This is a genomic window from Corynebacterium sp. HMSC14H10 (assembly GCF_001807105.1).
GTDB lineage: Bacteria > Actinomycetota > Actinomycetes > Mycobacteriales > Mycobacteriaceae > Corynebacterium > Corynebacterium jeikeium_D.
Genome location: NZ_KV787445.1, coordinates 1 through 7,988 on the forward strand (window position 1 = coordinate 1; position 7,988 = coordinate 7,988).

At 56.9% G+C, this 7,988-nt stretch carries 8 protein-coding genes; all 8 read left to right on the forward strand.

The window, feature by feature from the left end; all coding sequences use genetic code 11:
* The first annotated feature begins 277 nt into the window (after positions 1 to 277).
* Positions 278 to 1,429, forward strand: coding sequence for a hypothetical protein (locus HMPREF3135_RS09430; protein WP_049193938.1), 1,152 nt, complete (start codon positions 278 to 280; stop codon positions 1,427 to 1,429).
* Positions 1,430 to 1,435: 6 nt separating this feature from the next.
* The gene (locus HMPREF3135_RS09435; protein WP_070439359.1) at positions 1,436 to 3,067 is read left to right on the forward strand and encodes a VWA domain-containing protein; all 1,632 of its coding nucleotides are present in this window, start codon (positions 1,436 to 1,438) and stop codon (positions 3,065 to 3,067) included.
* Entirely contained in the window at positions 3,054 to 3,713 is a 660-nt protein-coding gene (locus HMPREF3135_RS09440) for a hypothetical protein (protein WP_070439362.1), read from the forward strand. The genes HMPREF3135_RS09435 and HMPREF3135_RS09440 overlap by 14 nt, the downstream gene beginning before the upstream one ends.
* Positions 3,703 to 3,876 carry a Trm112 family protein gene (locus HMPREF3135_RS09445; protein ID WP_005511714.1) on the forward strand — a complete coding sequence of 58 codons (174 nt, stop codon included), beginning with the start codon at positions 3,703 to 3,705 and terminating at the stop codon, positions 3,874 to 3,876. The genes HMPREF3135_RS09440 and HMPREF3135_RS09445 overlap by 11 nt, the downstream gene beginning before the upstream one ends.
* Positions 3,877 to 4,527 carry a DNA-3-methyladenine glycosylase gene (locus HMPREF3135_RS09450; RefSeq protein ID WP_049193935.1) on the forward strand — a complete coding sequence of 217 codons (651 nt, stop codon included), beginning with the start codon at positions 3,877 to 3,879 and terminating at the stop codon, positions 4,525 to 4,527.
* A gap of 48 nt (positions 4,528 to 4,575) precedes the next feature.
* Positions 4,576 to 5,844 carry a tyrosine--tRNA ligase gene (gene tyrS / locus HMPREF3135_RS09455; RefSeq protein WP_126108063.1) on the forward strand — a complete coding sequence of 423 codons (1,269 nt, stop codon included), beginning with the start codon at positions 4,576 to 4,578 and terminating at the stop codon, positions 5,842 to 5,844.
* A gap of 362 nt (positions 5,845 to 6,206) precedes the next feature.
* Positions 6,207 to 6,512 carry a hypothetical protein gene (locus tag HMPREF3135_RS09460; RefSeq protein ID WP_070439365.1) on the forward strand — a complete coding sequence of 102 codons (306 nt, stop codon included), beginning with the start codon at positions 6,207 to 6,209 and terminating at the stop codon, positions 6,510 to 6,512.
* Between the two features lie 435 nt (positions 6,513 to 6,947).
* Positions 6,948 to 7,430 (forward strand): sigma factor-like helix-turn-helix DNA-binding protein, encoded by a 483-nt coding sequence (locus HMPREF3135_RS09465; RefSeq protein WP_070439368.1) that lies wholly within the window; start codon positions 6,948 to 6,950, stop codon positions 7,428 to 7,430.
* The last annotated feature ends 558 nt before the right edge of the window (positions 7,431 to 7,988 follow it).

Genomic DNA, 7,988 nt, shown 5'->3' on the forward strand with positions numbered 1-7,988 from the left:
ATTTTTGTCATAAACGTAGTCAGTAACTCGGCTCGACCCGCCGCCGCCAGTCATAAACGCAGTCAGTAACTCGGATCGATCCGACGCCACCAGTAACCTTGTAATGCCAGGGTGCCCCCCCCCGAAGTGACGCAGATTACTGATTATTTCTATATCTGTTGCCAGGTTTGGCCGGGTCTCTTACCATAATTTCATGGCGGAAAGTACGCGGTCGAGCGGTGGAAATCGCAGCTCACGAGATAAAAATAAAAATCAGAGTGGTAGCAAGAAAGGGTGCATGGGCCCGGGGGCAATTCTTGCAGTCATTTTGATTGTCATCGCGGCTGTTGCAGTCTATGTCGGTCGCGGCGGTAGTATTCCAGGTTTTTCTGGTGGCAGCTCCGGAGGAAACCGTGATTTCTTCGGTGGTGAAAAGACCGTCGTCAAGGCGATTGTTGGCTCTGAGAAAAAGCCCTTCTTCGAAGACAAAGAGGTCCAGAAGGCTCTTGCCTCTCACGGCTATGTGGTGGAAGTAAAGACGGCGGGTTCGCGTCGGATGGCCACGGATGTGGATCTGGATTCCTTCGACTTGGCATTCCCGTCGTCGGCACCGGCAGCGGAGAAAATTGCCGAGAAAATGAGCGGCGCTGAGCGGTACGACGTCTTCTACACACCGATGGCGATCGCTACTTTCGACAACATCTTGCAGGCATTGGCGCGGGAAAATGTTGCTCGTCAACAGGGCACTGCGTGGCAGGTAGATATGGCAGCGCTGGCCACGATGCAGCACGACAATGTCCGCTGGCGTGACTTCGCGGAGAACGATTATCCGTCGCCGCGCACGGTGCAGATGTCCACGACGGACATTCGTTCGTCGAACTCGGCCGCGATGTACTTGTCGCTCATGTCTTGGATTACCAATGAAGGCCGGATTGTGTCTGACAGTGGGCAGGTCAATGCGGTCTTGCCGGAGCTCACCCCTCTGTTCACCGGCCAGGGGTACACGGAATCCTCGTCGGCTGGTCCATTTTCGGACTACCTCTCGCAGGGTGTCGGTTCGAAGCCAATGGTGATGGTTTACGAGTCGCAGTTCCTGGGGGAGAACAGTGCCCCGAACAGCCGGTTGAAGCCGGAAATGCGCCTGGCGTATCCATCGCCGACGATTCTGAGTACTCACGTGGCGCTGGGTTTTAACGACAATGGAGCTGCGGTCGCACGGCTCCTCGCCGAAGACCCTGAGCTTCAGAAGCTGGCGGCCAAGCACGGTTACCGCTCCAGCCAGCCTGAGGCGATGGAGGAATTCCAGACGCAGTTGAAGACGGGCCAGGAGGTTTCCACCGATTTTGTGGACTCCATTGATCCGCCGAGTTTCGACATCCTCGAGCAGCTTATTGAGGGTGTTTCCCGTGGATACCAGAGCCCGCCGAGGCCGGAAACGGAAGAGGGGTAAAGCCGAATGAACATGTATAAGGCACTAACTGCCCTCCGCAAAATGCTTCTTGGCCTCGTCGGTGTGCTCGGCATCTTCGCTGTCGCGGCCTGCTCCGACGGTGGCCTGAACCTGCCGCTGGGCTCCGACGAGGAGAAGACCAACAAAGTCGACGTCGATTCTGACCTCAAGGGCTCGACCATGCGTATCGCCGGGGCCACGGAGCTTGCAGAGCTCCAGCCACTGATGCAAAAGGCCTCCGACGACCTCGGTTTTACGATTAACCTCGAGCTTGTCGACGGCACCGTGAAGAACAGCCACGCCCTTGTCGCAGACGAATTCGACAACCAATTTGATGCCACTTGGTTTGCTACCAACCGGTACGTTGATCTGCTCGGTGGGACTGACAAGCTGGGCGAAGCCAAGAAAGTCGCCACCTCGCCGGTAGCCTTTGGTATCCATTCGGCGAAGGCTCGGGAGCTCGGTTGGGATACCAAGCAGCCGACGTGGGCTGAGATCGCGGAGGCTGCGTCGTCAGGCAAATTGACCTACGGCATGACCAACCCCGCGGAATCGAACTCGGGCTTTTCCGGTGTGGTGTCGGTTGCGACCGCGTTCGCCGACACCGGATCGGCGCTGACTACGGGGGATATCAACCGCACCACGCCTGAACTGCAGAAGTTCTTCGAGGGGCAGAAGATGACCTCGGGTTCGTCGGGGTGGCTGCGTGACAAGTTCCTGGATGAGTCGGACTCCGTCGATGCGCTCATCAACTATGAAGCTGTGTTGCAGCAGATGAATAAAGAGGGCGCTGACCTGGAAGTTGTTGTTCCGAGCGACGGTGTCATCAGTGCGGATTACCCGCTGACGCCACTAGCACAGCCCGCTAATGATCTCGCCGCGCGGCAGACGGAGGCACTCGGACAGTGGCTGGAAGCAAACTCGCAGGTTCTCGCCGACCACTTCCTGCGCCCGGTCTCCGATGACGCCAACCTGCCGGAAAGCATGACCAACAGCGTGATCATCGAGCTGCCGTTCCCGGGTGATCGCGCAGTCACGGATCGTCTCATCGAGGCGTACGATAACGACCTGCGCGTGCCCGGAGAGTCGGTCTTCGTTCTCGACACCTCCGGTTCAATGTTCGGGGAGCGCATCGCTGATCTACAGGCGACAATGCGCGCAATCGTCGACGGCAGTGCACGCACCGAAACGGGAAGCGTGGGATTGCGAAACCGTGAGATCGCGACGATCCTGCCGTTCAGTACGAGCGTCGGCGAGCCCACGACCACGACAATTGACGGCCCGGAATCGCGCGCGCAGCTCATCGCCGCCGTCGATGGTCTGTACGCAGAGGGCGAGACGGCGCTTTACGACGCACTGATTCAGGCCTTCGACCTTCTCGGCAGCTCGGATAAAAACTCCATCCCGTCCATCGTGGTGTTGACCGATGGTCAGGTGACGTCGGGCAAGAGCTTTGCGGAATTCCGTGATTTCTACCAGTCCAAGGGCGGGAATCTGCCGCCGGTATTCGTCATCCGCTATGGCGAGGCAGATCCGGGAGAAATGCAGGAACTTGCGAATCTGACCGGTGGTAAGGTTTTTGAATCCCGTGAGACCGAGCTGGCTGATGTGTTCAAGGAGATTCGTGGCTACCAGTAAATCCTCCGGTACTTCCTCCGGAACTTCCTCTGGCGGTGGCTTTCTCAACAGTCCCGCCAACATTGTCGGGCTCATCCTTGCCATCGCCGTCGTGCTGCTGCACCTGACCGTGGGGCTTGGTTTCCTGTGGCCGGTTGTTGCGATTGCCGCCTGGGGCGCGTCGGTTGCTTTGTTGCCGAGGCAGAGCAAAGGGGCTCAGAAGTCCGTTAGTTCGGCGCCGAAGCCTGAGATCCCACAGCGTCGCCCGCTCAATCCATCTGAGCTGCGTAGGAATCTTCACCGGACATTGGGCAGGCTTTTCGATGCCCAGCCTGGCGAAGCTCTTGGCAACGCCGCAAATGACCTGGGTGCGACGCTGGAATCCGTCCTGAGCGAGTGGAAGTATCTCAAAGATTATCCCGAGCAGAAGGTGGTCATCGGCGGCATTATCCAGGAGTACTTGCCGCAGACAGTCAACTCCTACCTCGCGGTCCCGGAGCGTCTGCGTCACAAAGCCGAGAATCCGGCTCGGGAATCCATCGACCTGCTGCATTCCGCGGTTCAGAAGATCCAGGATGCAATCGGTCAGGACAACCTGATTGCTTTGGAAGGTCAGCGTGACACCCTGGCAATTCAGTTCGGTAAGGTAGTGGACTATGAGCCTTGATCCGAAACTCCTTGATATCCTCGCTTGCCCGCGTGACAAGGGGCCGCTTGAATACCTCGAAGATGAGCAGGTGCTGGTCAATCCTCGCCTGAAGATCGCCTACCGCATCGACGAAGGCATTCCGGTCATGCTTTCCGACGAAGCTATCGCCTGGGACAAGTAATTGCCTTTCCCGCTTCCCGACGGCTACAGCGCCCTCGACCGCACTGTGCTGTCGGGAGCTCCCATTGAGGCTGCGAAGACACTGCTCGGCCGCGTAATTGTCATCCCCGCTGAGCATGTTATCGCCACCATCACGGAGGTCGAGGCCTATGGTGGCCCAGTTGACCAGCGCTATCCCGACCCGGCCGCGCACTGCTTCATGGGGCCAACCGCACGCAATCGCGCCATGTTTGGCCCGGCGGGACATTGGTATATCTACCGCTCCTACGGCATCCACTTTTGTGCCAATATCACCAGCGCTACGGACGGCACGGGCGGGGGAGTATTGGTCCGTTCCGTACGCATTGAGCAGGGCCTGGATGCGGTGCGCCGTCGCCGCGGTGAAAAGCCAGCAGTTGCGGGTCTCGGACGTGGTCCGGGCAATGTTGGTCAGGCGCTTGGCCTTGACTTAAATGACTATGGGGCAGATGCGCTGGATCCGTCGTCACGCGTGTTCGTGGCGCAGCCAGAGAGCATCAACCCGGATAAAGATGTCCACGCAGGCCCGCGTGTGGGCGTTCGGCGAGCGGCGAATCGGCCGTGGCGGCTGTGGCTTCCGGACGATTCCGTCTCAGCCTATCGTCGCCACAAGAAGGCCGTTGAGGAGTTCTAGGTCACCCTCGCGGTGAACGTCGGCAAGCGAGACGTTACGATAGGGGACGTGACTGAACAGAACATTATCGACGAACTACAGTGGCGTGGCCTGATTAATCAGTCCACCGATGTTGACGCGCTGCGCGAGGCGTGCGAAAACCCCATTACTCTGTATTGCGGTTTTGACCCAACTGGCGATTCGCTGCACGCGGGCCACCTGGTTCCGATGATTATGCTGCGTCGTTTCCAGCTGGCCGGTCACCACCCAATTGCGCTGGCCGGTGGCGCCACGGGCTTCATCGGCGATCCGCGTGATGTCGGTGAGCGTTCGATGCTCAGCCAAGACGCCATTGAGCACAACCTGGAGGCCATCAAGGGCCAGCTGCGTCGTTTTATTGACTTTGAGGGCGATGCCCCGGCGACAATGGTCAATAATGCGGACTGGACTATGAACATGTCCGTCATTGACTTCCTTCGCGATGTCGGCAAGAACTTCTCCCTCAACACCATGCTCGATCGCGACACTGTGAAGCGTCGCCTCGAGTCTGACGGTATCTCCTACACCGAGTTTTCCTACATGCTGCTGCAGTCCAACGACTACGTGCAGCTGCGCCGCAACTACGATTGCGTGCTGCAGATTGGCGGCGGTGATCAGTGGGGCAACATCGTCTCTGGTGTCGATTTGAACAGGCGTATCGACGGCGCCAAGGTGCACGGCCTGACCGTGCCGCTGGTGACCGATGCGCAGGGTCAGAAGTTCGGTAAGTCTACCGGTGGCGGCAAACTGTGGCTGGATGCTGAAAAGACCTCGCCGTACTCCTGGTACCAGTACTTCCTCAACGCTGGTGACTCGGTTGTTATTGACTACCTGCGTTGGTTCACCTTCCTGTCTCAGGAAGAGATTGCTGAGTACGAGGTCGCTGTTGCGGAGCGTCCGTTCAAGCGTGAGGCGCAGCGTCGTCTGGCTCAGGAGATGACCAACCTGGTTCACGGCGAAGAGGCCACCAAGGCAGTTGAGCTGGCAGCGCAGGCCCTGTTTGGGCGTGCTGAGCTGACCGAGCTGGACGAGGCCACCCTGGCAGGTGCCGTCTCGGAGACTGAGGTTGCGGAGATTGCTGAGGGCGAGCCGCGTACTGTTGTCGACCTTCTCGTCGCCGCGGGTCTTGCCAAGTCGAAGGGCGAGGCACGCCGCACCATTAAGGAAGGTGGCGCGTACGCCAATAACCAGCGCATCGAGGACGAAGCGTGGGAGCCGGCTGCCGAGGACCTGCTGCACGGCAAGTGGATTGTGCTGCGCCGCGGTAAGAAGAACTTCGCCGGTGTGAAGTTCGTGTAGGCGCTGGTTGGTAGCAATGAGCCTGGTCTTGATTATTGAAATCAAGAAGTGTGTCTGGTGCTCGAAGCGTTGTTGATACCATCCGCATAGGCAAAAACAGTTGATTCCCCGTGCCACTTTTGTGTTTCGGGGTCTCTTTTACTCAACCGCACGCCGGGTTGTTGATTGGTCGGGGTGAACTTGTCCCGTGAATCCAATGTAGGAACTTTCGTTTCTCGGCATCACTTGAGTGGGGGATTGCCCCAAGAATTAAGGCTTCCGAGCCTGAGGCTTTCGTACTCATCGACCCAGGTCATGTGGAACTCACTCTTGAGAGATCTAGGGAAAGCAGTTGCAGAGTCGCTGGAAGAGGAAATATGAGGATGAGTGAAGCGGTAAAGCGCGTAATTGAGTCGTCCTCGGTTCCTGTTCGATACGATCCCGACAGGCTGCAGGAGTTCGCAGAGGAGGATTTGCTGGCCCAGCTTGTTGCCGGCAATGCTGTTGTCTTCGATGTTGAGGCCAAACGTGAGTTTCTGTCTTGGTGGGACGATGATGAAGAATGGCTGAATCCCGACTGGGATGACCTAATGGTCGAACGAATAATGAAGGATCTGCATGCTTTCGCCAGCCTGGAGCCGAAGGTAGTAATCAAGATCCCAACACCACCGGTTTGGGAAGCGCACTAGCGCAAACAATTGTGTTTCTCACCAGGATGGGTAATGTCGATGCGGGGTTGCAGCATGGGCGGAATCAGGGGGGGGGCTGTGAGGCTCGAGTGGAATCAGGCTGTTTATGGAGTGTTTCTGACTGAGCCCAGTCCGGACCGGGATCGATTACTGGGGCGATTGCGGCGAATTCGAGTATCAGTAGGCGTGTGATGCCATTACGCTCTTCGGGACTGGCGAATATGATGTCCCCGTCCGTGCTCCAAATTTGGAGGAACCACCGCTTCAAATCTGGTGGTACCCATGCATGAGCATCGACTAAATCATTGAGAAAAAGTCCAGGTGAGACTCCTTCGGTAGTCGGGGCGGTTCCATTTCATCGTTAGCCAAAACAGTTATTAAGCACGCGAAATATATTGGTATGCTTTGCTTGACAATAATGGAAAGGAATTCGTCATGGCGACACCGGACGCAGCAACGATCCAAACCCTTCTAGACGAAGGTATGACTCAGACCGAGATTGCCCGCGCAGCAGGTGTATCGAGGCAGCGTATTCACCAGATCATCAAAGAAGCGGGCTACGAGTCTCTAATCACCGAGGTTTCTGAGAATCTACCGTGGGAGGTAGAGCGTGAATTTCTCACAAATACCATCTACAAAGCTATAAGGCTTCACGGCCACTGGATGTTGGACAACGAAGCGCTAACGAAAGGTTCGATAGGTAAGCTACGTGCGTTTCACCGCAAGCTTATCGCTTTCAATCAGGTTGTCGATTACGACCCCGCATTCCAGGCAATCCCCGGTATATCGAACACTCCAGGCTTCGCTTACCTTCCCCGCCGGCCGGAGGATGGCAACTACGTTATTCGTCTCCGGCAAGGCGTAAGACTTACGCCGACTGGTGAAAGGATTTGGCAGCTGCCGTCAGAGCTTCCGTAAGAAGTCGATAAGCCTGCGCCCAGCAGTGCCTCCTGTGGGCGTGATGTATGGCGGGGCGTTCCTGTATGTATGCGAGGTCGACCTACGATATCCAGCAGATCTAGATTAAGCGGTGTCGTTGTAGTCACCTCCGATACGGGCCTGCGAGTTTAGAAACGCCGCATGTTTGCGATGGAGCCCCGTCACTGTGACAGTTCATAATCAGGCTTGCCGTTGTCCACGCAGATGACTCATTAAGCCGACGAAACGCTCACTCTGTCTCAGTGGTGGCGTCAATCAATCCTGTTGAAGACCTGAAAACGGAGGTGGCCTTGCTCGGGTCATTGGCGCCGGGATTCAGCGCCATGGTTGATTCGTGTGGCTTGGTCGTGAACTTGCGTTACGTTGTGGAACTGTTCCTGCAAACAACATTTTTACGTCGAAGTTGTCAATACTTGTGTTGCTTAACTGCCAGGTTTAAACATCTTTACCTGGGGTTTTGTGTCTTTGGGTGGGGTGTGTGTAATGTATCTGGAGGTCAGCGCGGCTAGGCAGTTTATGTGTTTGGTTGGCTGATGT